This is a genomic window from Bradyrhizobium sp. LA6.1 (genome assembly GCF_040547805.1).
GTDB lineage: Bacteria > Pseudomonadota > Alphaproteobacteria > Rhizobiales > Xanthobacteraceae > Bradyrhizobium > Bradyrhizobium barranii.
Map to the genome: position 1 here is coordinate 87,648 of NZ_JBEPQK010000008.1, position 25,871 is coordinate 113,518.

At 64.8% G+C, this 25,871-nt stretch carries 22 protein-coding genes; 7 read left to right on the forward strand and 15 right to left on the reverse strand.

Annotated features, from left to right (window positions below):
• Window positions 1-3 precede the first annotated feature (3 nt).
• The 11 genes from ABIB99_RS21335 to ABIB99_RS21385 all read right to left on the reverse strand — a co-directional run bounded on the left by ABIB99_RS21335 (window position 4) and on the right by ABIB99_RS21385 (window position 10,861).
• Window positions 4-291, reverse strand: a complete 288-nt coding sequence (locus tag ABIB99_RS21335) for a YciI family protein (RefSeq protein WP_063984399.1) — start codon at window positions 289-291, stop codon at window positions 4-6.
• 75 nt (window positions 292-366) lie between these two features.
• Window positions 367-1,341 carry a sugar ABC transporter substrate-binding protein gene (locus ABIB99_RS21340; RefSeq protein ID WP_063984398.1) on the reverse strand — a complete coding sequence of 325 codons (975 nt, stop codon included), beginning with the start codon at window positions 1,339-1,341 and terminating at the stop codon, window positions 367-369.
• Window positions 1,342-1,383: 42 nt separating this feature from the next.
• The gene (locus tag ABIB99_RS21345; protein WP_014496503.1) at window positions 1,384-2,361 is read right to left on the reverse strand and encodes an ABC transporter permease; all 978 of its coding nucleotides are present in this window, start codon (window positions 2,359-2,361) and stop codon (window positions 1,384-1,386) included.
• Window positions 2,358-3,308, reverse strand: coding sequence for an ABC transporter permease (locus ABIB99_RS21350; protein ID WP_063984397.1), 951 nt, complete (start codon window positions 3,306-3,308; stop codon window positions 2,358-2,360). The genes ABIB99_RS21345 and ABIB99_RS21350 overlap by 4 nt, the downstream gene beginning before the upstream one ends.
• On the reverse strand, window positions 3,301-4,827 hold the full coding sequence (locus tag ABIB99_RS21355) for a sugar ABC transporter ATP-binding protein (RefSeq protein ID WP_354177467.1): 1,527 nt from the start codon (window positions 4,825-4,827) through the stop codon (window positions 3,301-3,303). The genes ABIB99_RS21350 and ABIB99_RS21355 overlap by 8 nt, the downstream gene beginning before the upstream one ends.
• Window positions 4,824-6,218 carry an FAD-linked oxidase C-terminal domain-containing protein gene (locus tag ABIB99_RS21360; protein ID WP_354177469.1) on the reverse strand — a complete coding sequence of 465 codons (1,395 nt, stop codon included), beginning with the start codon at window positions 6,216-6,218 and terminating at the stop codon, window positions 4,824-4,826. The genes ABIB99_RS21355 and ABIB99_RS21360 overlap by 4 nt, the downstream gene beginning before the upstream one ends.
• A gap of 54 nt (window positions 6,219-6,272) precedes the next feature.
• Window positions 6,273-7,157: an intradiol ring-cleavage dioxygenase gene (locus ABIB99_RS21365; RefSeq protein WP_354177470.1), complete on the reverse strand. Its 885-nt coding sequence runs from the start codon at window positions 7,155-7,157 to the stop codon at window positions 6,273-6,275.
• Between the two features lie 14 nt (window positions 7,158-7,171).
• Complete coding sequence (locus ABIB99_RS21370) at window positions 7,172-8,074, reverse strand: NAD(P)-dependent oxidoreductase (protein ID WP_354177471.1); 903 nt, start codon at window positions 8,072-8,074, stop codon at window positions 7,172-7,174.
• A 21-nt stretch (window positions 8,075-8,095) separates the two neighbouring features.
• A complete protein-coding gene (locus ABIB99_RS21375; RefSeq protein ID WP_354177472.1) occupies window positions 8,096-9,457 on the reverse strand; it encodes an amidohydrolase family protein in 1,362 nt (453 codons plus the stop codon).
• 4 nt (window positions 9,458-9,461) lie between these two features.
• The gene (locus ABIB99_RS21380; RefSeq protein ID WP_354177473.1) at window positions 9,462-10,541 is read right to left on the reverse strand and encodes a maleylacetate reductase; all 1,080 of its coding nucleotides are present in this window, start codon (window positions 10,539-10,541) and stop codon (window positions 9,462-9,464) included.
• Entirely contained in the window at window positions 10,538-10,861 is a 324-nt protein-coding gene (locus tag ABIB99_RS21385) for a Dabb family protein (RefSeq protein WP_354177474.1), read from the reverse strand. The genes ABIB99_RS21380 and ABIB99_RS21385 overlap by 4 nt, the downstream gene beginning before the upstream one ends.
• Before the next feature lie 108 nt (window positions 10,862-10,969).
• Here ABIB99_RS21385 and ABIB99_RS21390 point away from each other — a divergent pair, with 108 nt between their 5' ends.
• The 5 genes from ABIB99_RS21390 to ABIB99_RS21410 all read left to right on the forward strand — a co-directional run bounded on the left by ABIB99_RS21390 (window position 10,970) and on the right by ABIB99_RS21410 (window position 17,080).
• Window positions 10,970-11,893: a LysR family transcriptional regulator gene (locus ABIB99_RS21390; protein ID WP_028147172.1), complete on the forward strand. Its 924-nt coding sequence runs from the start codon at window positions 10,970-10,972 to the stop codon at window positions 11,891-11,893.
• Between the two features lie 13 nt (window positions 11,894-11,906).
• A complete protein-coding gene (gene xylB / locus ABIB99_RS21395; protein ID WP_354177475.1) occupies window positions 11,907-13,346 on the forward strand; it encodes a xylulokinase in 1,440 nt (479 codons plus the stop codon).
• A 130-nt stretch (window positions 13,347-13,476) separates the two neighbouring features.
• Complete coding sequence (locus tag ABIB99_RS21400; RefSeq protein ID WP_354177476.1) at window positions 13,477-15,000, forward strand: sugar ABC transporter ATP-binding protein; 1,524 nt, start codon at window positions 13,477-13,479, stop codon at window positions 14,998-15,000.
• Entirely contained in the window at window positions 14,993-16,030 is a 1,038-nt protein-coding gene (locus ABIB99_RS21405) for an ABC transporter permease subunit (RefSeq protein ID WP_354177477.1), read from the forward strand. The genes ABIB99_RS21400 and ABIB99_RS21405 overlap by 8 nt, the downstream gene beginning before the upstream one ends.
• Window positions 16,031-16,132: 102 nt before the next feature.
• Window positions 16,133-17,080, forward strand: coding sequence for an ABC transporter substrate-binding protein (locus ABIB99_RS21410; protein ID WP_135215839.1), 948 nt, complete (start codon window positions 16,133-16,135; stop codon window positions 17,078-17,080).
• Between the two features lie 79 nt (window positions 17,081-17,159).
• Here the strand turns inward: ABIB99_RS21410 and ABIB99_RS21415 are convergent, their stop codons facing one another.
• From ABIB99_RS21415 to ABIB99_RS21425, 3 genes are all read right to left on the reverse strand, one after another.
• The gene (locus ABIB99_RS21415; RefSeq protein ID WP_354177478.1) at window positions 17,160-18,695 is read right to left on the reverse strand and encodes a glucosamine inositolphosphorylceramide transferase family protein; all 1,536 of its coding nucleotides are present in this window, start codon (window positions 18,693-18,695) and stop codon (window positions 17,160-17,162) included.
• Window positions 18,696-18,724: 29 nt separating this feature from the next.
• The gene (locus ABIB99_RS21420) at window positions 18,725-19,900 is read right to left on the reverse strand and encodes a glycosyltransferase family 4 protein (protein ID WP_354177479.1); all 1,176 of its coding nucleotides are present in this window, start codon (window positions 19,898-19,900) and stop codon (window positions 18,725-18,727) included.
• 229 nt (window positions 19,901-20,129) lie between these two features.
• On the reverse strand, window positions 20,130-21,476 hold the full coding sequence (locus ABIB99_RS21425; protein ID WP_354177480.1) for a lipopolysaccharide biosynthesis protein: 1,347 nt from the start codon (window positions 21,474-21,476) through the stop codon (window positions 20,130-20,132).
• Window positions 21,477-21,948: 472 nt separating this feature from the next.
• Between ABIB99_RS21425 and ABIB99_RS21430 the strand changes: the two genes are divergently transcribed.
• Window positions 21,949-23,172 carry an FAD-dependent oxidoreductase gene (locus ABIB99_RS21430; RefSeq protein WP_354177482.1) on the forward strand — a complete coding sequence of 408 codons (1,224 nt, stop codon included), beginning with the start codon at window positions 21,949-21,951 and terminating at the stop codon, window positions 23,170-23,172.
• A 28-nt stretch (window positions 23,173-23,200) separates the two neighbouring features.
• On the opposite strand, the gene ABIB99_RS21435 is transcribed toward ABIB99_RS21430, so the two are convergent.
• Window positions 23,201-24,337 (reverse strand): GNAT family N-acetyltransferase, encoded by a 1,137-nt coding sequence (locus ABIB99_RS21435; RefSeq protein ID WP_231144496.1) that lies wholly within the window; start codon window positions 24,335-24,337, stop codon window positions 23,201-23,203.
• A 229-nt stretch (window positions 24,338-24,566) separates the two neighbouring features.
• Here ABIB99_RS21435 and ABIB99_RS21440 point away from each other — a divergent pair, with 229 nt between their 5' ends.
• Window positions 24,567-25,853 (forward strand): O-antigen ligase family protein, encoded by a 1,287-nt coding sequence (locus ABIB99_RS21440; RefSeq protein WP_354177483.1) that lies wholly within the window; start codon window positions 24,567-24,569, stop codon window positions 25,851-25,853.
• The last annotated feature ends 18 nt before the right edge of the window (window positions 25,854-25,871 follow it).

A 25,871-nucleotide genomic window follows, 5' to 3' on the forward strand; every position in this document is an offset into this window, starting at 1 on the left:
CCTTCAGCCCTGGCGGCGCAGGAAGCCCGTGATGGTGACTTTCTCCCAGATGCCGGCTGCCGCAAACGGATCGGCGCGGTTGAAGGCTTCGACCTCGGCGCGGCCGGGCGCCTCGATCAGGAACAGGCTGCCGATCATGCTCGCGCCGTCGTCGGAGACCAGCGGCCCAGACATCACGATCTTGACGCCGAAGCGCGATGTGTCGCTCAGGAAGGCCTTGTGGGCGTCGTAATTGGCGAGCCGGGTCGGCAGCGCGCTGGCGCGGTCGAGGGCGTGAATGGCGAACAGCATGATGTCTCCGTTGACGTGTCGGTGTTCTTGGACGGCCGCGGAGGCGGCCGTCCATGCTTGTGATGATCGGTTGGGCTACTTGGCGCCGAGCTTGCCGGCGTCCTCGAAGGTCGGGCAGGTCCGTTGCTCCAGCGGCACGTCGAACGGCTGGTAATTGTCCTTGGTGATGACGGTCGGCTTCAGCACGATCTCGGAAATGACAGGCTGGTTGCGCAAGCTGCGGATCGCCATCATGGCGCCGAGACACCCTTGCGCAAATCCGTTGTAGTCGCCGCTGGCGAGCAGCTTGCCGGACTTGATCGCGTCGATCGCCTCCTTGGTGCCGTTGATGCCGATCACCTGGGCCTTGCGGTTGGCGCCGTCGAGCGCCTCGATCGCGCCGACCGCCATGGCGTCGTTGGCCGCCAGCACGCCGTCGATCTGCGCGTTCGACTGCATCAGGTTTTCCATGACCTGGAGCGCCTGCAGCCGCTGGTAGTTGCCGGGCTGCGAGGCCAGCAGCTTGGCGCCCGAATTCTCCTTCAGCGCGTCGTTGAAGCCGCGGACGCGATCGACATTGGTCAGCGAGCCCTTGACGCCCTCGATGATGACGATGTTGCCCTTGCCGCCCAAAGTCTTGAGCAGGAAACGCGCGGTTTCCAGTCCGAGGCTGTAATCGTCGGCGCCGACGAAGGAGAGGAACTTGCCGCCGGCGGAGCGGTCGGTGATGTTGACGACGGGGATTTTCGCCTCGTTGATCTTCTCGACGCCCGGCACCATCGCCTTGTAGTCGACCGGCGTGAAGACGATCGCGCTCGGCTTCTTCACCACGACGTCCTCGATCTGGCTGAGCTGCTCGGGGATCGAGTCCGGCTTGGTCGGGATGTACTGCAGCGTCTTCGCATTCAGCGCTTTCGCCATGTTGTCGGCACCGACCCGCACCGTCTGGAAGAACGGATTGGTCTGGTTCTTGGTGAACACGGCGATGGTCTCGCCGTCGGCGCGCGCCTGTGTCGTGAACGCGGCCGCCATCAGCAGCGGCAGCGCCAAATAACCCATTTTCTGTTTCATGTAGCCTCCATCCCTCATTTTGCTTGTTGGATTTCTAAGAGCTCATTGCGCGCGGCGGCGGGTCTTCATGTCGAGCCAGACCGCGAGAATGACGATGATGCCGGTGACGAGCGGCTGCCAGTTGGCGCTGACCGACAACAGGTTCATGCCGTTCAGCACTAGCGTCAGGATCAGCGCGCCGATGAAGGTGCCGAACACGGTGCCGACACCGCCGAACAGCGAGGTGCCGCCGATCAGCACGGCTGCGATCGCGGGCAGCGTCAGGCTTTCGCCGATGTCGGCTTCGGCCGAATTGAGCCGCGACAGGAAGATGATCGAGGCCAGTCCCGCCATGGTGCCTGATACCGCGTAGACCAGCAGCAGGCGCCGCGCGACCGGAATGCCGGAGAGGCGGGCGGCGACCGGATTGGCGCCGATCGCATAGATCTCCTGGCCCCAGATCGTGCGCTGCGCAAACAGCGTTCCGATCCCGAGGAACACCAGCAGCAGATAGACCGGGATCGGCAGGCCGAACAGATAGCCGCTGCCGATCTGGCGGAAGCCTGCCGGGAAGCCGTGAAGGGTTTCGCCCGCCATGTACCAGTAGGTGAGGCCGTTCAGCACCCAGAGCATGCCGTAGGTGGCGATGAAGGAGGGGATGCGGAGCGCGGTGACCATGATGCCGTTGAGCAGGCCAACGATGCCGCCGCAGGCGAGCCCGGTGAGGATGCCGAGCGCCGGCGAGCCGGTCTTGTGGATCACGGTGCCGGCGATGCAGGCCGACAGCGCGACATTGGCGCCGACGGAGAGATCGAGGCCGGCGGTGAGCACCACCAGCGTCAGGCCGGAGGCGATGAAGAAGGTCAGGCTCGCTTGTCTCAGCACGTTGAGGATGTTGCCGAGGCTCAGGAAGGAGTCGCTGAGCACGGCGAGCACCGCGCAGATCAGCAGCGCTGCGAGCAGGCGATAGAACACCTGGATCGCGTCCTGCGACAGGAACGAGCGGGGCGGCGAGAGGGCCTCTTTGGAGATGTCGGTCATGCGCGGCTCCGCAGGCCGTCGAGGAAGAGAGCGACGATGACGAGGACGCCGACGCTTGCGACCTGCACCGAAGAGGGCATCGAGATCAGGTTCAGCCCATTGCGCAGCACGCCGACCGCGATCACGCCGAGCAACGTGCCGAGCAGCCAGCCATTGCCGCGCTCGAACGAGGTCCCGCCGACCGCGACCGCTGCGATGGCGTCGAATTCGAGACCGAGGCCCGCGGTCGGGTGGCCTGAATTCATGCGCGCGGTCATCAGCAGGCCGGCAATGCCGGCCATGGCGCCGCCGATCGCGTAGACTGCGATCAGCAGCTTGTTCGGCGAGAGGCCGGCATAGCGTAGCGCCTCGCGGTTGCCGCCGAGCGCGAAGATGTAGGTGCCAAAGCGGGTGTGGTAGAGCAGTCCGTGGAAGGCCGCATAGGTCACCAGCGCCATCACGATCGGCACAGGCACGCCGAGAAGCGTCGCCGAATAGATGTCGCGCACGCTGTGGGGGATGCCGACCACGCTCTGGCCGTCGCTGACGATCAGCGACAGGCCCTGCGCCATGCCGAGCGTGCCCAGCGTCGCGACGAAGGGCGGAATGCCGACGATGGCGACCAGCCAGCCGTTGGCGAAGCCGAAGGCTGCGCCGACCAGAAGCCCGGCGCCGAGGCCCAGCAGCATCGACTTGGTCGCGAGCGACACGATGGCGACGCAGAGCGAGGTCAGCGTCAGCACCGCGCCCATCGACAGGTCCAACCCCTCGGTCATGATGATCAGCGTCATCGGCAGCGCGAGCATGGTCAAAATGGTCGACTGCACCAGCACGTTGGAGAGGTTGGCGACCGACAGGAAGCCGGGCGCGATCGCGCTGAACAGGGCGATCAGCAGCACCAGCACGATGGCAACGCCGGGAATGCGCTGCAGCGGATTGGGTTGAGAGACGACCGCGGCTTCACGCATGATGCATCCCCAGTCGCACGATGTTCTCCTCGGTCAGTTCGTTGCGGGTCAGGTGTCCGGCGATGCGACCCTCGCGCATCACATAGGCGCGGTCGCAGACATGGCAGATCTCGACCTGTTCGGACGAGATCATCAAGGCCGCCGCGCCTTCGGCGACCAGCCGGTCGATCAGCGCAAAGATCTCGGACTTGGCGCCGATGTCGATGCCACGCGTCGGCTCGTCGAAGATGAAGAGCTTTGAGCCGGCCGCCAGCCACTTGCCGATCACGACCTTCTGCTGGTTGCCGCCCGAGAGCAGGCCGACAATCTGGCGCGCGCTCGGGGTTGCGATGCGCAGCTGCCGGATCAAGCCGTCGGACGTCCGCTGCGCGCTACGCTGGTCGAACAGGCCGCTCGGGAACAGCTTTCGCAGCGCCGACACCACCAGATTGTCGCTCACCGACCGCAGCAGGGCGAGGCCCTCGCTCTTGCGGCTCTCCGGGATCAGCGCGATGCCGCGGCGGGCGGCAAGGTCAGGCTCGCCGGAGATGGCCTTGCCGTCGAAAATGATCTCGCCTGATGTCACGGCATCGGCGCCGAAGATGGCACGGGCGACTTCGCTGCGGCCGGAACCGACCAGGCCGCACAGGCCGACGATCTCGCCCCGGCGCACCTCAATGTTGATATCGGAGATGCCGGTCGACGAGCTCAAGCCTTTGACCTCGAGCAGCAGCTCGCCGGGCTTGTCGGCAAAATTGCGCGGATAGGTCATGTCCACATTGCGGCCGACCATCATGCGGACGAGCTGGTCCGGCGTGACGTCTGCGGGGCGAACGCCGTCGATGCGGCGGCCGTCGCGCAGCACCGTGATGCGGTCGCCGAGCGCGAACACCTCGGCCATGCGGTGCGAGATATAGACGATGGAGACGCCGTCGGCCTTCAGCCGCGCGATCAGAGCAAACAGCAGCTCGGTCTCGCGGTCGGACAGCGCCGCCGTCGGCTCGTCCATGACCAGGATGCGCGCGTTCTGGCTGATCGCCTTTGCGATCTCGACCATCTGCTGCTGCGCCACCCCTAACTTGTCGACGGTGGTGGAGGGATCGATGTCGAACCCGATCGTGCCGAGCACGCGCCTGGCGTCGGCCAGGATCTTGCGGCGGTCGATCGTGCCGGGAATGCGGCCCTTCGGCTCGCGGCCGAGGAAGATGTTCTGGGCGATATCGAGATGGGGGACGAGCGAGAATTCCTGGAAGATCACGGCGATGCCGAGCTTCTGCGCATCCGCGGTCGAGGAGATCGCGACCTTGTCGCCCTTGTAGTAGAACTCGCCAGCATCAGCGCGGTAGGCGCCGCACAGCACCTTCATCAGGCTCGACTTGCCGGCGCCGTTCTCCCCCAACAGCATATGGACTTCGCCGGGGTAGACGGCAAAGGAAACATCATCCAGCGCCTTGACGCCGGGAAACTCCTTGCTGATGCCGCGCAGCTCCAGCAGAGGCGCGGGTGAGGCGGGCTCGATAGCCAATGCGGCGCTGCTCATGCGTGCACTCCGCTCGCGAAGATCTTTCCGGGATTCATCAGTCCATCAGGATCGAGCGCGGTCTTGATCGATCGCATCACATCGACGGCCTCGCCGAGCTCATCGGTGAGATAATCGATCTTGCCGAGCCCGATGCCGTGCTCGCCGGTGCAGGTGCCGTCCATGGCGATGGCCCGGGCGACCATGCGGGCCTGCAGCGCCTTGGCGCCTTCGGCCTCATCCGGCTTGGCCGGGTCGATCAGGATCAGCATGTGGAAATTGCCGTCGCCGACATGGCCGACGATCGGGGCGGTAAAACCGTGCTCGTCGGCGTCGCGTCTGGTCTCGGTCAGGCATTCCGCCAGCCGCGAGATCGGCACGCAGACATCGGTGATCACGGCGCGCGCGCCGGGCCGCAAGCCCAGGCCCGCATAGAGCGTGTTGTCGCGGGCGTGCCAGAGCCTGCTGCGGTCCTCCTGCGCCTTCGCCCAGGCAAAGCCATGGCCGCCATGGTCGGCCGCGATCGCCTGCGCGGCTTCGGCCTGCTCGGCAACGGAGGTCTCGGAGCCGTGGAATTCGAAGAACAAAGTGGGGGCCTCGCGATAGCCGAGCTTCGCGTAGGCATTGATGCCGCGCATCATGACGTCGTCGAGCAGCTCGATGCGGGCCACGGGGATCGCGGACTGGATCACGGAGATCGCGGTGTCGACGGCATCGTGCAGGGTGTCGAAGCTGCAGACCGCAGCCGAGATCGCCTGCGGCACGGGATGCACCTTCAATGTGACTTCGGTGATGACGCCGAGCGTGCCTTCGGCGCCGACGAACATCCGCGTCAGGTCATAGCCGGCGGCCGATTTGCGCGCGCGCCTGGCGGTGCGGATCACGCGCCCGTCGGCCAGCACCACCTCCAGCGCCATGACGTTGTCCTTCATGGTGCCGTAGCGCACCGCCATGGTGCCGGACGCGCGCGTGGAGGTCATGCCGCCGATCGAGGCGTCGGCGCCGGGATCGATCGGAAAGAAAAGTCCGGTGCCGCGCAGCTCGGCATTGAGCTGTTTGCGCGTGATGCCGGGCTGCACGACGACATCCATGTCGCTCTCATGCACCGTCAGCACCTTGTTCATCCGGGCGAAGTCGAAGCAGACGCCGCCCGCGACCGCGGCCGCATTGCCTTCGAGCGAGGTGCCCGCGCCGAACGGAACGATCGGCATGCCTGCGCTGGCGCAGAGCTTCACGATTTCGGCGACCTCCTGCGTGGTTTCGGGGAAGACAACGATGTCGGGCGGCAAATTGCGATAATGCGATTCGCTCTGCCCGTGCTGATCGAGCACGCCGCGCGCAACGCTCGCGCGCGGGCCGATCATGCCGGTGAGGCGATCGGCCAATATGCTCGTGCTGACCCGCGGTCCCATCCTTAGCTCCCGTCTGCTCCCTGTTGCCGGACTCTTGTTGGTCCTTGGTTTAGCCTAGGCGGCTCTCGCGTTGCTCGCGACCTGCTTCAGGCCGAAATCGTAATTGAGGTGGAAATAGTTGCGCTCCACCATGCGACCATCCGGCGCACGGCCGGCTGGGTGGCCAGTGAATTCGCGGATCAGGCTGTCCTTGACGCCGAACACCACGTCAGAGTCGAGATATTTGTCACCGGCGACGAACACATGGGTCACCAGCTGCTCGAAACCGGGCGCCGAGATCATGAAATGCACGTGCGCCGGACGCCAGGGATGGCGGCCCTGCACCTCCAGCATCTCGCCGACAGGGCCGTCATGCGGGATCGGATACGCCGCCGGCTTGATCGACCAGAAATGGAAACGGCCATTGGCGTCGGTATGAAAGCGCGCGCGCATCGCGAGATCGCCGATGTCGTCGAGCTGCTGCACGTCGTAATAGCCGTCGTCGTCGGAATGCCAGACATCGACGATGGCGCCCGCAAGCGGTTGTCCGTCGACGGTCGAGACCGAGCCTGTGACCAGCATCGGATCGCCTTCCATCGGGCCGGAGATATCGGCGCCGCTGTCCTTCTCCGGCGCGGCCTGGACGAAGAACGGGCCGAGCACCGTCGTCTCGGTCGCGCCTTCCGGCACCGGATGATTGATCGCGTCGACCAGCATGGAGACGCCGAGCGTGTCGGACAGCAGGATGAACTCCTGCCGCTTGTCGTCGCACATGTGCCCGGTGCGGGTCAGGAAATCGATGCCGTATTCCCATTCCTTCTGGGTCGGGCGGATCTCGCGGACGAAAGCATGAAGGTGGCGCACCAGCGCTTCGCTGACCTCCTTGATGCGCGGATCGGTCGAGTCCTTGATCCGCTCCAGCACCGCGTCCGTGATCGTGGTCTCGTTGAAGTTACGCATAGCTGTCTCCGCGATCAGAGTTTGGGTTCGCCAAGCCCGGACAGACGTTCCAGGTGCTTGACGGTCGCGATGAAGTCGGTGTCGCCGTCGCCTTGCGCGACCAGTGAGCCATAGGTTTCGCGCACCTGCGCGGCGAGCTGCAGCGGCACACCCACGGCGTGGCCGGCGCCGAGGATGAGATCGAGATCCTTGGCCATCTGCTTGCACGAGAAAGTCGACTCGAAGTCGCGTGTCCGCAGCGGCGCGGTCTTGTACTTCACCATCGGCGAGGCCACCGCGCTATCGTCGAGCACCTTCAAAATGTCCTGCCAGGCGATGCCGCCCTTGCGCGCCAGCGCCAGGCTCTCGGCCATCATCGCCGCCGAGACCGCGATCATCAGATTGACCGAGAGCTTTGCGTAGCGGGCTTCCTCGGCCGGCCCGAGATAGGTCTGGGCGCGGGTGAAGGCGGCGAACAGCGACTTGGCGTTGTCGAAGGCATCCTTCGGCCCGGAGACGAAGCAGGTCAGGGCGCCGGTATGAACGATGCTGGCGTTGCCGGAGACCGGCGAACGCAGATAGGCAATGCCGCGGGCTTGAGCCGCGGCCGCAACTTCGGTGGAGGCCTCGACGCTCACGGTGCTGGTCTCGATCAGAACAGATCCAGCAGCCATCGCGGCGATCAGGCCGGCGGGGCCGAGCAACGCGCCGCGCAAGGCGGTGTCATCGGGCAGGGACGTGATGATCGCGGCCTTGCCGCTCACGGCCTCGGCCGGCGAAGCGGCAATCGAAATGCCTTGCGCACGCGCCTCGTTGATCCGGGCGGCGCTCTGATCGAATGCGGTCACGGCGTAGCCGGCCTTGGCGACGAGCGCCGACATCGGCAGGCCCATCTTGCCGATCCCGATGAAAGCGACATTCCTTGAAGCGTCGGTCATTGATCTCATCCATTGGCGCCTTCAGGCGGCGCGTCCCTGTCGTTCGATGTCCTGCACCAGCCGCCGGCCGGATTGGGCCAGCAGGTCCTTCTTCGTCTCCAGCCCCTCGATCAGCAGCCGGCCGTCCCGCTTCTTCCAGGTCCCGCCGATCATGACGGCCTCGATATTGGCAAGGCTCGTCTGCATCACGACGGTCGCGACGGGATCGTGCACCGGGACAATGTTGAGATCGGATGCGTTGATGATGACGAGGTCAGCGAGCTTGCCCGGTGTCAGCGAGCCGATCTGGCCCTCGCGGCCGAGCATGCGGGCGCCTTCGGTCGTGATCCAGCGCAGGGCCTCGCGGACGGGAACCGTGGTCGTCGCCGGAATGGTGCCGCTCACTTGACGCGACTCCGCATTGTCGAGCGCCCGCTGCATCGACAGCGCGACGCGGGCGACGGAGAAGAGATCGCCGGCCAGCACGGATTCCAGGTCGATCCCGATGGTCGGGCGCACGCCGCGCTTGAGCAGCCGTCCGGTGATCGGGAAGCCGTGGCCCTGGATCATCTCGTTCTCCGGCGTCACCGAGAAGGACACGCCGAGGTCGACCATCTTGTCGAGGAGATCGTCGGGCAGATCGTTGCCATGAACGATGTTGATGCCGGCGCCGACGAGGCCGGCCTCGATCAGCTTCTCCCAGCCGCCGGGCGTCTTGGCCGGACCGCCGCCCTGATGCATGGATGCGATCAGCTTCAGCTCGCGCGCCAGCCGGAAATCGTGCATGGCGACGTCGAGCGTCGAATAATGCGCAAGCCCGAGCGTGACGAGGCCGTCGCGGTCGGCAAGGGGACCGGCCAGCAGCCGCTCGACCTCGCGGCGCGGATGCGGAATCTCGGAGAAATGCGGCTCGCCGGGCTTCGGCTCCGGCTTGGGCGAGCCATGGAAGAAGGCGGCGCGGATGCCGCTCTCGATCAGCCCGCGCACGGCGGCATCGGTATGATCAGGCGTCGGATTGTTGTGGCACCAATCGACCAGCGTGGTGGTGCCGCAATTGATCTGGTTCAGCGCTCCGACGAGGGTCGCAATGTGGATGTCGTCGGGCCGGAACACGGTCGCGAGCCCGGCATGCATGCGACGGAAATATTCCAGCAGCGTCCAGTTCGCGGCATAGCCGCGCAACGCGGTTTGCCAGGTGTGCATGTGCGCGTTGATCAGGCCGGGGATGACGATCCGGCCGTTGCCGTCCACGATCTCGGTTTCGGAAGCGCCGCTGCCGAGGTCGATCGATGGGCGCACGTCAACGATGCGGCTGCCCTCGACCAGCACATCGCCGGTGTTGAGGTCGCCAATCGCGTCATCCATGCTGATGATGACAGCTGATTTGATCAGCGTGCGCCGCATCGCTTCAGGCCGCCGCTTTGATGGTAACAGGCGGCTCGCCGGCCCAGGCGCGGGCGATCAGCTCCCGGATCGCATTGCGCTCGAGCGGGCGCGGATTCCAGTAGGCGTTGGTGACGGCGAGATCGGCCGCCTTGTCGATGCCGCTTTCGGGCATGCCGATGTCGCGCAACGCCAGCTTCGCACCCAGCCGCTTCGCGAGGTCGTAGAGTCCCTGAGACGCATCGGTCGTGCCGATCGCGCGCGAGATCCGCGCCATCGCATCGGGCACCGCCGGCGCGTTGTAGGCCAGCGCATGCGGCAGCACGATGGTGTGGGTCTCGGCGTGCGGCAGATCGAAGGTACCGCCGAGCGTGTGGCAGAGCTTGTGATGCAGCGCCATGCCGACCGTGCCGAGGCAGACGCCGCACAGCCAGGCGCCGTAGAGTGCTTCGGTGCGCGCCTCGCGATCGTCGCTCTTCGCGGCAATGGCGGGGAGGGCGCGGGCCAGCGCGCGGATGCCTTCTTCCGCCATAAGCGATGTCACGGGATTGGTGTCGCGCGCATAGAGCGCTTCCACGGCATGTGCGATCGCGTTGATGCCGGATGTCGCAGCCAGGTTCGCCGGCAGCGTCAGGGTGAGGTCGACGTCGTAGATCACGGTCTCCGGCAGTATCGCTGCATCGCGCACGGTGGTCTTCAGGCCGTTCTCGGTCTGGCCGACGATCGGCGTCATCTCCGAGCCGGCATAGGTGGTGGGAATGCAGAGCTGGTTGACGCCGGTGCGCAAGGCCAGCGCCTTGCCAAGGCCGGTGGTCGAGCCGCCGCCGAGCGAGACGACGCAATCGGCCTCGCATGCCTTCATCGCCGCGAGCGCGCGCTCCGTGACCTCGACCGGCGTGTGCATGGTCGCGCCGGGAAAGATGCCGGCGTAGAGCGGGCCGAGGGCTGCGCCGAGGCTCTTGCCTTGCGCCTCCTGCTGCGGCGTCGTCAGCACCAGCGCGCGCTTGCCGCCGAGCCGCTCGATTTCGGCTTTGGCCGAGGCCAGCGTTCCGCTGCCGAACACGACGCGGCAGGGCAGGTTTTCAAAGGTGAACGAACCGATCATCTGCCGGTCTCTTTGATGGGATAATCGACCTGGAAGCGCCCGATCCGCAAGTCGCCCAGCGCCTCGCGGACGCGCAAATGTTCGGGGTGGGTGGCATAGGCGGCGAGTGCGGCCTGGTCGGCAAATTCGGAGAACAGCACCACGTCGCAGGCGTAATCGACATCGCTGACGTCGACGCCGACCTCAATGTGGGTGAGGCCCTCAATCCGGCCCCGCAGTCCCTCGAACAGGGTCTTGACCTTGGAACGGGCCGCGGAGCGCTCCGCGGGCGTCTCCCCGCGCAGCCGCCACATCACGATGTGCCTGATCGGGCCCGACATTTCCCAGTTTCCTCGCCTGCTATCTTGCTTGTGTTCTGGCCATTTTGACTTGCGGGATGTGGAAATAAAGGTCAATATTTGTAAGTCTCTTTTTCTAAAAGTGGAAAAATGGATCGTCTGCTGCAGTTGGAGGTATTCTCCAAGACGGCCGAGCTCGGCAGCCTGTCAAAAGCCGCCGAGGCCTTGCGCATGTCGAATGCGGCGGCGAGCCGCCATCTCAGCGCGCTCGAGGAGCGCCTTGCGGTCAGGCTGATCGAGCGCAACACACGCAGGCTGTGGTTGACGGAGGCGGGGCAGGAGCTGCTGGAGCGCTCCAGCCGGGTGCTGAGCGAACTGGCGGAGGCCGAGGACATCGTCAGCGATCGCGCGCTGTCGCCGCAGGGCACGCTGCGGGTCACGAGCTCGCTGTCCTTTGCGGTGATCTATCTGGCGCCGATGCTGCCGGCCTTCCGCGCGCGCTATCCGAAGCTCAACATGCAGATCACGACCGCCAACCGCTATCCCGATTTCATCGAGGCCGGCATCGACGTCGCGATCCGGACGCGCGAGCAGGAGCCGGATTCGAACATCATCGTCCGCCGCATCGGCCAGATGCGGCGCGTGCTCGCCGCCGCGCCCTCCTATCTCGCAAGCGCCGGCGAGCCGGAGCAGCCCGCCGATCTCGCGCGTCACAACATGCTGGTCTACAATCTCGCGAACGATCCCTATTCGCTGCGCCTGCGCAAAAGCCATGGCGCGCAGACCGTCCGCATCACGCCGACGCTCGACAGCAATGACGGCCAGGTCATTCGCGGCGCGGCGCTGGCAGGGCTCGGCATCCTCATCCAGCCGCTCTACATCGTTCAAAGCGACATCGCGGCGGGCCGTCTCGTCCCAGTGCTAGTGGATTGGGAGCTGCCACTGCTCACCATGAACATCGCATACCAGAACCGCGCCGGGCTGCCCGCCAAGATCAGGGCCTTTTCCGACTTCCTCGTCACCCATATCCGCGAGCATTCGGAGCCGGGAATCTGGATGGACGCGACCAAGTGAGCGGGTAGCAGCCATGTATCTCGGCATCGATCTCGGCACCTCGGCGGTCAAGACCGTTCTCGTCGACGGTGCCCAGCGCGTGATTGCAAGCGAGAGCCGGCCGTTGACAACGGCGTCGCCGCTATCAGGCTATTTCGAGCAGGACCCCGCGCAGTGGATCGATGCAACCTTCGCCACGCTGGATGCCTTGAAGGCGACGCATGCCGGCGAGTTGGCGGCCGTCGAAGGCATCGGACTGTCCGGCCAGATGCATGGCGCCACGCTGCTCGATGCGAGCTCGAGACCGTTGCGGCCCTGCATCCTTTGGAACGACGGTCGCTCCGCCGCCGAGTGCCAAGTCCTGGAACGACGCTGGCCCGACTTGCGCGTGACGTCGGGCAACAAGGCCATGCCAGGATTCACCGCGCCGAAGCTGCTCTGGATCGCGACGCACGAGCCTGAAATCTTTGCGGCGACGAAACTCGTGCTGCTGCCAAAGGCCTATCTGGGCCTGGTGCTGAGCGGCGAGGCCATCGAGGACGTCTCGGATGCATCGGGATCACTGTGGCTCGACGCCGCGCGCCGGGACTGGTCGGACGCAGCATTGGCCGCGACCGGCCTGTCGCGCGATCACATGCCGCGTCTGGTCGAGGGATGCGCGCCCGCAACCACGCTGCGCGGCGAGCTGGCACGGCGCTGGGGCATGACCGGACAGCTCGCGGGCGGTGCCGGCGACAATCCGGCAGGCGCCGTCGGCATCGGCGCGATCCGGCCGGGAACCGCGTTCGTGTCGCTGGGAACCTCGGGGGCCTTGCTGGCACCGACCAGCAGAATCGCCGCCAACCCGGACCGCGCGGTGCATACGTTCTGCCACGCCATTCCCGACATGTGGATTCAGGCCGGCGCGATCCTCTCGGCCGCCTCCTGCCTGGCCTGGATCGCGCGCCTGTTCGGCGCCACCGAGGCCGAGTTGCTGGCGCCGCTTGGATTGCGCCCGCAGGCGCCGTCGCCTGTGAGCTTCCTGCCTTATCTGGCGGGTGAGAGGACACCGCACGATGATCCCGCCGTGCGCGGCATGCTTGATGGTTTGAGCCATGGCACCGATCGCGGGTCGATCGTGCAGGCGGTGCTCGAGGGCGTCGCCTTCGCGCTTGCCGATTGCCGCGACGCGCTCGCGGATGCCGGCATTGCGATGACGGAAGTCGACGCCATTGGCGGTGGTTCACGGTCCCGGTTCTGGCTCTCGGTGCTGGCAAACGTGCTGAATGTTCCGGTCCATCGCTTTGCCGGAGGCGAGACCGGCGCGGCGTTCGGTGCGGCGAGATTGGGGCGGCTTGCTGTCACCGGTGAGGCGATCGCCGCCGTGTGCACGCGGCCGCAACGCATCGAGACGTTCGAACCCGACGCAAGACTGGTCGATGCCTATGCCGAGCGGCTTCCCGCCTGGCGCGAACTGTATCGGCCGCGCCACTAGCATCGCCTCGACGTTGCATTCCCGTGTGTTCGGTATTGCTCTGTGCCGCGGCCTTTTGTTTAATGCGTGAACCGCGCTGACAAAATCATTGAGACGCGGGTAGGAAACGCATTGTGCGTCGGGAGGCACGATGAACGATCCGATCCTCGAGATGCGTGGGGTCTCAAAATCCTTCTTTGGCATCAAGGCGCTGCGTTCCGTCGATCTTACCGTCTATGCCGGCGAAATTCATGCCCTGATGGGTGAGAACGGCGCCGGAAAGTCGACGCTGATGAAGATCTTGTCCGGCGCCTACAGGCCCGATCCCGGCGGCGAGATCCGGATCGAAGGAAGCCCTGTACGGATCGAAGGTCCGCTCGGCGGCCGCGCGGCGGGCATCTCGATCATCTACCAGGAGCTGTCGTTGGCTCCCAATCTCAGTGTTGCCGAGAATATCTATCTCGGCCGGGAGCTGTCGCGAGCAGGCTTGCTGGCACGCGGCGCCATGCGCGAGGGCGTCGGCCCCATCCTGAAACGGCTCGGCGCAGACTTCCTGCCGTCGACGCTGGTGGCGCACCTCTCCATGGGCCAGCGGCAACTGGTCGAGATCGCGCGTGCGCTGCACGTCAGGTCAAAAATCCTGATCATGGATGAGCCGACCACCGCGCTGTCGGCCGGCGAGAGCGCGCGGCTGTTCGCGCTGATCCGCCAGCTTCGCGCCGAGGGGCTTGCCATCATCTACATCTCGCATCGCATGGACGAGGTCTACGCGCTCGGCGACCGCGTCACCGTGCTGCGCGACGGCCGGCTGGTCGGGGCGCTCGACAAGCAGGACATCCGCGCCGACACCATCGTTCGGCTGATGGTCGGGCGCGACGTCTCCTCGTTCTACAAGAAGGATCATGATCCGGAGGCGGGGCGGGGGCATCCCGTGCTCGCGGCGATCGACATGGCCGATGGCCGGCGCGTCAAGGGGTGCTCGCTGACCGTGCATGCGGGCGAGGTGGTCGGCCTCGCCGGCCTGATCGGCGCGGGTCGCACCGAGCTTGCGCATCTCATCATTGGTGCGGCGCCCAGGACCTCCGGCCGTGTCGAGCTGCAGGGACGCCCGGTCGACATCCGCACGCCGGGTGAGGCGCTCGACATCGGCGTCGCCTATCTGACCGAGGACCGCAAGGCGCTCGGCCTGTTCCTGGACATGTCGTGCCTGGACAACATCAACCTCGCGGTGCTCGGCCGGGATGCCCGGATCGGTTACATCCTCGACCGCGACAAGGGCCGTGATCGCGCCAACAGGGCGTTCGCGGCGCTCGGTATTCGTGCCGCCGATATCAACGTCACCGTCGGCGCATTGTCCGGCGGCAACCAGCAGAAGGTGCTGCTGTCGCGCCTGCTTGCGACCACGCCAAAGGTCCTGATCCTCGATGAGCCGACCCGCGGCGTGGATGTCGGCGCTAAGTCCGAGATCTACTCGATCATCGACAATCTTGCCAAATCGGGCACGGCGATCCTCGTCATCTCGTCCGATCTGCCCGAGATCATCGGCATCTGCGACCGCGTCGTCGTCATGCGGGCGGGGCATATCGCCGGTGAAATCGAGCGCGGCGCGACGTCGCCCCTGAACCAGGAAGACATCATGGCGCTCGCCACGGGGATGGAGCAACTCGATGCATGACGGCTCTCCAAAGACGGACACCGCCGCCACCGCGGGCCTCGCGGCCGCGCAGGAGACGAAGCGTCAGCGCATAAGGCTTCTGATCCGCGCCGCCGGCATGCTGCCGGTGTTGTTGATCTTGTGCGGCGGCTTCCATTTTCTGTCGGAGGGCCGCTTCTTCACCGGACAAAATCTCGGCATCGTGTTGCAGCAGGCCGCAGTGAACACCGTGCTCGCCGCAGGCATGACCTTCGTCATCCTCACCGGCGGCATCGACCTCTCGGTCGGCTCGATCCTGGCGGCGTCCGCGATGGCCGGGTTGACGCTTTCCAAGCTGCCGGAGCTCGGGATGCTGTGGCTGCCGGCCGCGCTGCTTACGGGCCTCGGCTTCGGCGTCATCAACGGCGCGCTGATTGCACTCCTCCGCCTGCCGCCTTTCATCGTCACGCTCGGCTCTCTCACCGCCGTACGCGGCCTGGCGCGACTGCTCGGGGCCGACACCACCGTCTTTAATCCTTCCATTCCCTACGCCTTCATCGGCAACGGCTCGCTGACGCTCGTTCCCGGCGTCGCGTCGATCCCGTGGCTCTCGGTGATCGCCTTGCTCGTCATCCTCGTCTCGTGGCTGGTGCTGCGCCGGACGGTGCTCGGCGTGCACATCTATGCGGTGGGCGGCAATGAAAGCGCGGCGCGGCTTGCCGGCATCAAGGTCTGGGCCGTGCTGATCTTCGTCTACGGCATCTCGGGACTCTTCGCCGGGCTCGGCGGCGCCATGCAGGCGGCGCGGCTCTATGCGGCCAACGGTCTCCAGCTCGGTCAGTCCTATGAGCTCGATGCGATCACCGCCGTGATCCTGGGCGGCACCTCGTTCGTCGGCGGCATCGGCTCGATCTGGGGCACGCTGGTCGGCGCGCTGATCATCGCCGTTCTGTCGAACGGCCTGATCCTCGTCGGCGTCTCGGACATCTGGCAATATGTGATCAAGGGCCTGGTGATCATCGGCGCCGTGGCGCTGGACCGCTACCGGCTGCAGGGCTCCGCCAGAACCTGAAAGGGTTCGGCGCGCACCTGAGTGCACATGGTGTGATGCGAGGTTCCGTTGCGGCAACTGGTCTGCCGTGCCGGATAAGAATACAGACCAGGGAGGAAGCCAATGTTGAAGACGATCACGCTCGCCGGCGCCGCGATGGCGCTTGCCCTAAGCACCGCGCCATCCTTCGCCAAGGAACTCAAGTCGATTGGCGTTTCGCTGGGTTCGATGGGTAATCCGTTCTTCGTCGCGCTGTCGAAGGGCGCCGAGTTCGAGGCCAGGAAGACCAACCCCAATGTGAAGATCACGACGGTCGGCTTCGAATACGACCTCGGCAAGCAGGTCACCCAGATCGACAATTTCATTGCCGCCGGCGTCGACCTGATCCTGTTGAACCCCGGCGATCCCAAGGCGATCGGGCCGGCGATCAAGAAGGCGCAGGCGGCGGGCATCGTGGTCGTCGCGGTCGACACCGCAGCCGAAGGCGCCGACGCCACCATAACCACGAACAACGTGCAGGCCGGCGAGATCTCATGTCAGTACATCGTCGACAAGCTGGGGGGCAAGGGCGACGTCATCATCGAGAACGGGCCGCAGGTCTCGGCCGTGATCGACCGCGTCGTCGGCTGCAAGAACGTTCTCTCGAAGAATCCCGGGATCAAGGTGTTGTCCAGCGACCAGGACGGCAAAGGCTCACGTGAAGGCGGTCTCACCATCGCGCAGGGCTATCTGACGCGCTTTTCCAAGATCGACGCCATCTTCGCCATCAACGATCCGCAGGCGATCGGCACCGATCTCGCGGCGCGCCAGCAAGGCCGCAGCGGCATTGTCATCACCGCGGTCGATGGCGCGCCCGACATCGAGGCCGCGCTGAAGGATCCGGCGGCGCCGCAGGTCCAGGCGTCCGCTTCGCAGGACCCGTTCTTCATGGCGCGGCGCGCGGTGCAGGTGGGCGTCGGCATTCTCAATGGCCAGAAGCCGGCCTCGACCGTCGAGCTCCTGCCTTCGAAGCTCGTGACCAGGGACAACGTCGCCGAGTACAAGGGCTGGACCTCGGATCGTTCTCAGTAGAACGCCGCCTCCCGCGCGAGCGGTCGAAACACGAGATGACGGGCGGCGTTGTGATCCACGCCGTCCGTCGTGCCACGCGCTAACAGGCGGTGTGGGGACTGGTTCGCGGGGACAAGACGACCGATGGAAATTTGCTTGCGAAGGCCCGGGTCTTGGGTTGAACACGCGATCCGTCGATCACCTCGAGCCGGCCGCAGCGGTTCAGCGTGTGCAGCTTTCTGCCGGGCCATGCCGGTCCGGGCCTGAGGGAGTGGCGGACGACCTGCTTGAATGTCGTCGGAGACAGTTCGATCACTTCCGCGAGGCCGAGCGCGGCGCCATATCCGTCGGCGCAATCCTGCACCGGCCGCCACAATTTGCCATCGATGGTGACGAAATTCCCCGCGGGTCGCGCACTTGCGCGATCGATCAGGACCGGGTTGCTGGCATGGGGCAACCAGGGGCCGAGCAGGTGCTCGGCGTAATAGATCGCAAGCGAATCCGAATAGCCGCCGGTTCCGTCTCGCCAGGCTCCGAACAAGTAGTTCAGACCGTTGTGCTGCGTGATGGTCACATCGGCCAGTTCGAGGCCTGAGAGCAGCGTGGCGTGTCGTTCCCATTTGTCCGGAAACCGAATGCATTTGTAGAGCGCGACGTCCCCGTGGAGCGAGCTCTCCGGGATCATCCACAACTCGCCATTGTCCTCGATCAGGAACGGATAGGACAGGTGCCAGGATTCTTCCAGCACGGACACGACCTCGCCGACCGGGCCGGCGTCGCCGAACTCGACTGCCGAAATGATGCCTTTTCCAACCCGATGATCGAGATCTTCGAAGTAGACGAATGTTCGTCCCTGCCATGTGATCGGGAAGGGATCGGCGTAGAAATGATTTCCGGGATCGGCGAGGACGTTCCAGCCAGGCCCGGAGAGATCTCCCGTCTGCCAGACACCCGCGCCATCATTGAAGCGCCATCCGACATGCCAATGCGGCGCATAGCAGCAGAGGCGGTAGATCTCCTTGGCGATCGATACGGCGAGGCCGCGCACGACATAGGCCGCCGGCGGCCGGCCGTTGCCGGCTCGGGCCTGGCGTGCCAGCTGAGGCACGATACGCGGCCGTCCCGACAGGATGGCCGCCACCATGGTCAGGGTTCGCACCATGACCGTTTCGAGCCCACCGCTCAAACCGGCGGCGATTTCTGCGGAGGGATGGCCGCGATCGAGCACCGCGCCGTCGATCTCGTTGACGATCTCGATGACGGGCAGGTCGCCGGCGAGAATCGCCGCGAGTGCCGCGTTTTCACCTGCAGTTCCGTTGAACAACGGGCGGAGATACAGCCGGGCCGAACAGTCCGGATCGCGCGCGACGCTGGTGAAATCGACGATCACGTCGGCCGTGCCGGTGCGAGCCTGCGTCTGTTCCGGATCGATCTTCAGCCCGTCGGCGCCGCTGTGCCTGCCTTTACGCAGCACCATGCGCTCGAGCTCGAACAGGGCGTCGAGCCCCGCGGGCCGTGGCTCCGCCGTTGCAGTCAACGCGATTTGAACCGGAACGTCCCGGCCGTCGATCGACAGCGTCTGGCGGTGCATCCACCGCCGCGCATGGTCACGTTCGCAGCGAAACTCGATGATCATGTCGAGCCAACCTATTCCAACGCATCGGCTCAGACGACCCGATTGAGGATTTGAACGTATTCCTCAACCATCGCATCGACCGAATAGCGCAACCTCAGGCCTTTGGCATTCTTTAGCAGTTCGTCGCTCAGTGCTTGGTCGGTCAGAAGTCTGGAGACGGCAGCCGACAGCTTCGCTTGATCTGAAGCATCGACAAAGAGGGCAGTGGGCTTTCCTTCGAAGGACAGCACCTCGCGCAGCACGGGAAGATCGGTGACGACCGAGGGAACGCCGGCGTTGGCGGCTTCGACGGCGGCAAGGCCAAAGGTCTCGGCCTGGGTCGGAAACACGAATATGTCGAGACAGGCGAGAAAATCCGCGATCTGGCGTGGCGCGATTTCGCCGAGCAGATGCAATCGGTCCGAGACCTTCAAATCGTCCGCAAGCTGCCGCAGTCGCGCTTCGTCGGCGCCCTGGCCGGCGAGTGTAAGGTGCCACGACGGCTCGTCCGGCAGGAGGCGTATCGCCGCATCGAGCCGCTTGTGCGGATGCAGCCTCGCCGCGCAGCCGAGCAGGACGCGGTCCGGCGGCAGGTTGAATTTCTGTCGTGCGGCGCTCTTCGGCAGGATGAGGGCCTTGTCCTCGAAGCCGTGCGGGACATGCACCATGCGCGACCGGTAGGCCTGCGGGTAGCGCGAATACTCGCGCTCCATGTCCTTTGAGTTCAGCGTGATGCGGTCGAAGAAGCCGACGCTGCCCATGACGATGTCGGCCGTGCGGATCGGCCAGCTCATCGACAGCGCGGATGAAACCTGGTTGGCGACGACAGGGGCGCGGCTGACGAGGCGCGTCACGCCCGCGCCGATGACGTTGCCGAAATGCTGGAAGGTCAGGACGGCGTCGGGCCGCCCGGCTCTGATATGACCGCCAAGCGTCCACAGCATCCGCAGCAGCGCAACCGGATTGCCCGGCCGGCGCGATGCGCAATAGAACGTCTCGGGCGGCTCGTCGAACGAATCCGATTTGCGGAAGAAAAACAGGTTGGAGACGCGATGGCCGCGCGCGGAGAGGCCGGCGCCGAGAAGCCTGGAGATCTCCTGCGCGCCCGCGTTCTCGGCCTGGGTCTGTACGAGAAGGACGTGCAGCTTTCGTTCGCTGCCGTTCAGCCGCGCCAGTTCTGTCGCGGTCGTCTCGCCCAATTCCTTGTTCGGCTGGTAGTGGAGCACGGATCCCGACCGCTAAAGAAACGAAATCTTCACCTTCTTAACCCCGTACCTATCACGCAGGCATCGGGCAGACACCGACTAGCAACAAACGGAGTTAATGCGCGAGCCGCCGATTGCCGCGTTCTCGCGGGAATTCTGCTGGTTCCCGGATCGTGCGCAGCGAGCGCGTTAACCAACGGGACGCGCGCGCGCCGTCGCGGATCAACCAGGCCGATCGTACGGTTGATGCCTATTCGGCGGAGTCGGCGCCGCGAACCGCATAGCGGCCGCGCCGCCACGCCGAGAAGCGCAACAGCACGAGAACCGAAGGATCGACCCCGGTTCGCCGGCGGCACAAGATATTGAGCGCGATGGTCGTGAGCGCCAGCGACACGGTGGCCGCTATTGCCGCGCCAAGCACGCCGAGCCAGGGGATGAGGACGAGGAATCCGACCAGTCTCAATGCGACATTTGCGGCGACGACGGGGACGTAGATGCGTTCATGGCCGGTCAACTGCAGGATCGCCGCCGACGGGCCGCCCGCGGCCTGGATGGCCGTTCCGATCGCGAGCACGATCAGCACCGAGTGCTGCTCGGTGAAATGAGGCCCGAACAGGTTGAGGAGATAGGGGCCGCCGATCCAGATCATCGCGAGGCCTGCGACCACGCAAAGCGCGGTCACTTCCGCCATGAGCTGCAGCGTCCGCTCGAATTCCTGGTGATTTTTGCTGAAGTAGAGCGAAGGAAGCCGGCGCGCGCCGAACGAGTAGAGCGCGGCGGAGAGCATGGCGAAGATGTTGGCGAGGCGTGACGCCGCGAAGTAGATGCCGGCGGTCGCCGGATCCAGCATCCAGTAGACCAGAATGACGTCGAAATACTGGTTCGCGACTTCAAGGATGGACGCAAGCCAGAAATGCAGCGCGCTCGATCGCCAGCGCGTTGCTTCGGAATTCGCTGCGGTCGTGCGCAAATCCGGCAGCACCCGAACGATCGCAATGATCTGCGCGACGAGGCCCACCGACATCGCAATCGTCATTGCGGCGATCAGCTCGGCGGGATCGAGCTGCCGATGCCCGAACAGCATGGCGAGCAGAAACAGCACGACGAAAACCCGCCAGAAGAACTCGCGGTTGCCTTCGCCCATGATAATGCTGACCAGCGAGCGCGCGATCTGGCTGCCGAGCATCAATCCGGCACTCACGGCGGTGTAGGCCGAGACGGCGAGGATCAGCAGCCACAAATCCCCTCTGAAATGCGCAACCAGCGCAACCGCGGCGATCGCGATCAGCATCGCGACGGCGGAAATCCTGAAGCTGGAGAGCAGGAGGCCCTTGGTGAGGTCGGGCCTGTCGCCGACCTCATACTCGTTCAGGAATCGCACCAGCAATGCTTCCTGACCGACCAGTCCTACGACTGCGGCGATCTGGGCAACCGAAAGCCAGGTCGCAAAGATACCGAATCCGTCGGGTGTCATCGTTCGCGCGGCCAGCGAGAACAACGCAAACGCGAGCGCGCCGCTGCCAACCTTCAGGAGGATGGTCCCGACGACACCGCGCGTGACGTCACGCCGCAGAAATTGAACAATGGAATCGATCATCGAAGATGCGGAGCGTTCCCCGAAGATGGGCGTTGCAAGTACGGCGAGAGCCTAGCATGCCGGAAAAATGTGAGTGTTAATGCGCGGTCTTGAGGTCCCGTCGTCTGACGTCGACGAAGGTCGTACGCCGCTGCTTCACTGCGGAACAGCCGCGTCCGTGATGTGCCAGATTGACCGGGCACCGGCTCGATCGAAAAGCGGCGCGATGTCGTGCCGGTGCAAGATGCGGGGCGAAGCCGGCCGGCCTGCGGCTGTTCGAGCATTGGAATGGCCTCTCTGGAACGAATTCGGACGCTTGGTCTGACGAGACAGCAGTATTTCGAGGTCTTTCTGAGCAAGGCGCGTGCCGGGACGGATGTGTCCGGCGACCCGTTAACCTCAATCGCCGGAAATGATCGCGTTTGGCTCTGCGATACGACATCAGGCGAGGGAATTGCACATGGAACCACCGTTAACCGTGGAGCCCTAAACCATGACGACGGATAGACCCGTGACCGAGCCGAGCGCTGCAGCTGCGACTGCGGCGATCGTCGCAGACATCGCGATCGTCGGTGGCGGCCTCGCGGGATCGCTCGCCGCGTCCGTGCTTGCGCGGGCGGGGCATCGCGTCGCACTCGTCGACAAGCGCGCGGTGCATCCGGACGAATTCCGGGTCGAGAAGCTCGGTGGCCAGCAGCTCGAGATGTTCCGCAGGCTGGGCTTCCTCCATGCGCTCGAGAACGTCGCCTGCCGGTATGACCGGGTGCTCAATATCCGGGAGGGCAAGGTCGTCGATGTCAGCGTCGGCCAGGCTTACGGGTTTTCCTATGCCGGCCTCGTTGCGATGGCGCGCAGCCAGCTGCCTGATCCGTCCAATCTGATCGTCGACGAAGTCACCGCAATCAGCCCCAGCAATGATGTCCAGCATATCGAGCTTGCGTCCGGACGACGCCTTGAGGCGCGGCTCGTCGTGCTCGCCACAGGCATGGCGGGAGCCCTCGGCTACAAGCTCGGCATCAAGCGGCGCGTGCTGGCCGAGCGCCATTCGGTGTCGTTCGGCTTTTCGATCGCCCGCCGCGATGGCACGCCATTCGATTTCGAGGCGCTGACCTGTTACGGCGAGCGCACCGCTGACGGCATCGACTATCTCAGCCTGTTCCCGGTGCCATCGGGCATGCGGGCCAATCTGTTCATGTTCCGTGACCCGACCGATCCGATCATGCGCGAGCTGCGCCGCGAACCGGAAGCGACCGTCCTGCGGCTGCTGCCGGGACTGCGGCCTTACCTCGGCGACTTCCACGTGACCGACAAGGTGCAGAACTGGGTGATGGATCTGACCGTGGTGGAGGGACACCTTCAGCCCGGAATCGTCCTCATCGGCGATGCGTTCCAGACCAATTGTCCCGCCGCCGGCACGGGCGTCGCCCGCCTCTTGGTGGACGTCGATCGCCTTTGCACGGAGCACGCGCCGCGCTGGCTCGCAAGCGCCGGCATGGGCACGAAGAAGATCTCGCAGTTCTACTCCGATCCCGACAAGCTCGCGGCAGACCAGCGGTCGCTGAAAATGGCGCGCTTCCGTCAGGCCCTGACGTCCCGCAACGATATCGAATGGGATGTGCGGCGGCGGTTGCACTTCCTGCGGCGCAGTCTCACGCATCGTGTCGATCAGATGCATCCGGGCTGGCTCGGACGCGTCCGCGGCGCGCTCCGCGCCTGAGCTCTGCGCCCGCTCGCTTGCGTTTTGGTTAGCGCGTGGGCGTCGGGGTGCGGGCCGGCAGGAGCCTGAAATCCGATAGCCGCTTGGCCGCCAGCTTGAGCCAGGGAGCCTGCCTCAGCGCGAACAGGCTGATGGCGCCCGCGGTGCTGCCGGCCTGCGTGACCATCCACATCGGCGAAGGCTGGCCGCCGAACAATTTCTTGTACGGCTCGTCGCCAATCGTGAAGTCGAGCATCTGATCGCCGCGCTCGATGCAATCCCTCGCCACTTGCTCGAACATCAGAGAGCCCAGGGATTGGCTCTTGTACCCGTCGATATCGAAGGCGCTCATGATGACGAGGAAGCTGCCGCGATGGCGCAGTCCGAGCACGGCGGCGATCACGCCGCCGTCCATCTTCATGGCGTAGAGTCGGACGAACGAGCCGAGACCGCGGGCCGCCACGTCAGAATAGAAGCTGTAATATTCGGGGCGCTGGAGCAGGTCGCCGTCGCCCTGGGCGTGAAAGCGCGGGCCGCGATATTGCTTCATCGCGTCCATCGCCTCGGAGATCGAGGCGCTGTCGTCGCAGCATGAGAAGCTCAATGCTCCCTTCTTCTGGAGCTGGCGATATTTCTTGGCGAGCTCCTTCTGATAGGAGCGATCCAGTGCGCTGGCACGCCATTGCTCGAACGGGGCGACGAGAACGGTCGCGTAGGCGTTCGTCTCCATCGAGACGCGGCGTGGCGCGCCGAGTAAGCTCTCGATCGGAAGCCGTCCGTCGGGCAGCTTGGTCAAGCGGAGCAGATCGAACGGGCGGGCGAGGCGCCTGATCTCTGCGCAGGCCGCTTCATCCTCCAGCAGGCTGGAAAACACCTCGGGACTGCAGACCGGCGCCAGATAGTCGGATACGCGCAGATCGGCGAATTCGATGGTCCGGATCGGGCCGCGGCGGATTCGGAGCAGGGGCAGCACCATCGCCAGCGCCCCCGTCGTACGGCGACGGACCACGACGACCAGCGGCGTCGCGCCTGCATGGGATGCGAGCCTGGCGTAGAGGCTGTCCAGCCAGAGCGGATGCTGAAACGCGGTCGCGGCAGAGCTGTCGAACAGCGCTCCGTATTCCGGAGACAGGAAGTCGAACGCCTGCTCGATGGCGATATCGAATGTATTGCTTGGCTTATTCATGCGTGACCACGGAAACCAGATAACCCGGAGAAGTCGATCGGGCCGGATCCCGCGCTTGTATAGCAGGGTCGTGACGGCCGAGGCACCAGCGGGGTGCGATTTGCATTAACGCATCGAGCAGGGCCGTATCGTTATCAATCCCCGAAGTTTCGAGATTTCGCGGTGTCGGGGCTCGGGAGATCAACCCGCAGTAGTAGATAATTAACCAAGCTTAAGGGAAAGTCACCTCATGGCCATCCTGCAGACCGAGAGAGACTCCGAGGCACTCACGAGCGCGATCTGGAAGACGCGCAGTGCCGGCGTGGAGAAGATCGCCAGGCTCGTCATCTGCGTCTCGATCACCGTCAATGTCGTCGCGTCGATGGGGACATTCAATACGGCGATACTGCCGGCGGGACTGACTTATCTGCAACAGGCGGTCGCTCTGCTGATGTGGAGCGTCCTGATCTACGCAAGCGCGTTCGTACGCCCGCGCCTGCAGCTGGCGTTCAACCCCGATCTGATCGCGCTCCTCGCATTCTACGCGTTGGCGGTCGTCTCGGTGTTGTGGACCACCCTGAACGCCGCAGCCATCATGAAGAGCGCCGCTCTTGCAATGACGACGTTTGGCGCGTTCTGCATGATCACGCGGATCGATATCGACGATGTCGTGAAGGCGACATCCTCCGGGCTCTTCATATTGGTCGCCGCATCGGCGCTTTGCGCACTCGCCGTGCCCGATATCGGGATAGATCATAGCTGGATGCACAATGGTCAATGGCAGGGCGTCTATGAATCGAAGCAGACGCTCGGCTTTGTCGGTGCGTATCTGATGTTCTTCTCCTGCTACCGGAAGATGACGGGGCAGGGGTGGCTGGCGTTCCTCGTCGCGTTCCTGTTGGCGTCGACCTGCGTCCTCGCGTCGGAATCGCGCGGCGCCGGTGCCGTCGCCCTGGCGGCTTGTGCGCTGCTCGTGACGTCGATGTGGTCGGTCGGCTGCATGAGGCTCTATGCGATCCTGCCGTTCGTCATGTGCGTTATGGCCGGCCTCCTGATCGTCTATTTTTACGCGACGGGATACGACGCCATCCACATTGGCGATGCGACCGTCAATTTCACCGAGCGGACCTTCATCTGGCACTACGCGATAAGCCATTTCGACCATGCGCCGCTGCTCGGCTTCGGAATCAACGGTTTCTGGACGATCCCGTCGATCTACGATTATTTCGAGCAGAACCACGGTTGGGTGCTCGACAACTATCATAGCGGCTATATCGCGATTCTGATGGAAACGGGGTTCCTGGGCTACGTGCTTTTCGCAGCGAGTGTTCTTCTGTTCTCGAACAAGGTTCTCTATTTGATTTCTGCACGATCGATCCACCGGGCGCACTGTGCCCTCATCATCGGATTTGTCGCCCTCAGCTTTCAGACCAATTTCACCGAGACGACGTTCCTTCGCTCGACCATGTTCACGTCGGTGCTCCTCGTGGCGTTCCTCCTTGCAACGTGCAGGCCGGTGCCGGAGACCGATTTCTAACCCTTACGGAATGGAAGC